This is a genomic window from Streptomyces sp. WG7, assembly GCF_049975785.1.
Taxonomy (GTDB): Bacteria; Actinomycetota; Actinomycetes; order Streptomycetales; family Streptomycetaceae; genus Streptomyces.
This window is the reverse complement of sequence record NZ_JBNGGE010000149.1, coordinates 1-1,272: the sequence shown is the minus strand read 5'-3', so window position 1 is coordinate 1,272 and position 1,272 is coordinate 1. Positions and strand designations below refer to the sequence as shown.

General features: G+C 67.5%; 1 protein-coding gene and 1 pseudogene. Both read left to right on the top strand.

The features are described 5' to 3' along the window. Window positions 1–2: 2 nt before the first annotated feature. A pseudogene (locus ACP4J0_RS38450) lies at window positions 3–203 on the top strand (hypothetical protein); the annotation flags it as partial. Between the two features lie 72 nt (window positions 204–275). Then, window positions 276–1,272 (top strand): acyltransferase domain-containing protein (locus ACP4J0_RS38445; protein ID WP_426604086.1); only part of this gene is annotated, 997 nt, incomplete at its 3' end.

The following is a 1,272-nucleotide window of genomic DNA, read 5'->3' as shown; positions in this document are numbered from 1 at the left end:
CGGTGTTGCCGTTTGTGTTGTCGGGGCGTGGGTCGGGGGCGTTGTGTGGTCAGGCTGCTCGGTTGCGGTCGTTTGTGGTGGAGCGGCCGGGTGTGGTGTTGGCGGATGTTGCGTATTCGTTGGCGGTTGGTCGTGCTGTGCATGGGGATCGGGCGGTGGTGGTTGCGTCGGGGCGGGAGGAGTTGCTGGACCGGTTGGCGGTTGTTGCCGGGGGTGAGGCCGGGGCTGGGGTCGGTGCTGGTGCTGGTGCTGGTGCTGGTGCGGGTCGGGGTCGTGTGGCGGTGGTGTTTTCGGGTCAGGGTTCGCAGCGGGTGGGGATGGGCCGGGAGTTGTATGGGCGGTTTCCGGTGTTCGCGGCTGCTTTTGATCGGGTGTGTGAGTTGTTGGATCCGGTGGTGAGGGCTGCTGTTTTCGGTGAGGAGGGTGCTGGGGGGCTGTTGGATTCGACGGAGTTTGCGCAGCCGGCGTTGTTCGCGGTTGAGGTGGCGTTGTTCCGGTTGTTCGGGTCGTGGGGTGTGGTTCCGGATTTTGTGGCGGGTCACTCTGTGGGGGAGGTTGCTGCGGCTCATGTGTCGGGGGTGTTGTCGCTGGCGGATGCGTGTGTGTTGGTGACTGCGCGGGGTCGGTTGATGCAGGGGCTGGCGCCGGGTGGGGTGATGGTGGCGGTTGCCGCGGGTGAGGACGTGGTGGCGCCGGTGGTGGCTGAGTCGGGTGCTGGGGTGTCGATCGCGGCGGTGAACAGTCCGGGGTCGGTGGTGGTGTCGGGTGAGGGGTCTGCGGTCGAGGGGGTGGTGCGGCGGTTGTCGGAGCGGGGGTGCCGGACGAAGCGGCTTGTGGTGAGTCATGCGTTTCATTCGGCGTTGATGGAGCCGATGCTGGACGATTTCCGTGCGGTGGTGGCGGGGTTGGAGTTCCGGTCGCCGGGTGTGGGGACTGTGAATGAGGCGATGGCGGATCCGGAGTACTGGGTGCGGCATGTGCGTGACACGGTGCGGTTCGCCGACACGGTGGTGCGGTTGCGTGAGCGGGGTGTGACGCGGTTCGTCGAGCTGGGTCCGGACGGGGTGCTGACGGGGTCGGTGCGGGAGTGTCTGGACGGTCAGGACATTACGGCGGTGCCCAGTCTGCGTCGCGGTCGTGGTGAGGTCGAGGCGGTGCTGGCGGGGCTGGGTGCGTTGTTCACCGCCGGAGTGCCGGTCGACTGGGCGGAGTTGTTCGCCGGGACCGGTGCCCGCCACACCGAACTGCCCACCTACGCCTTCCAACGCCGAC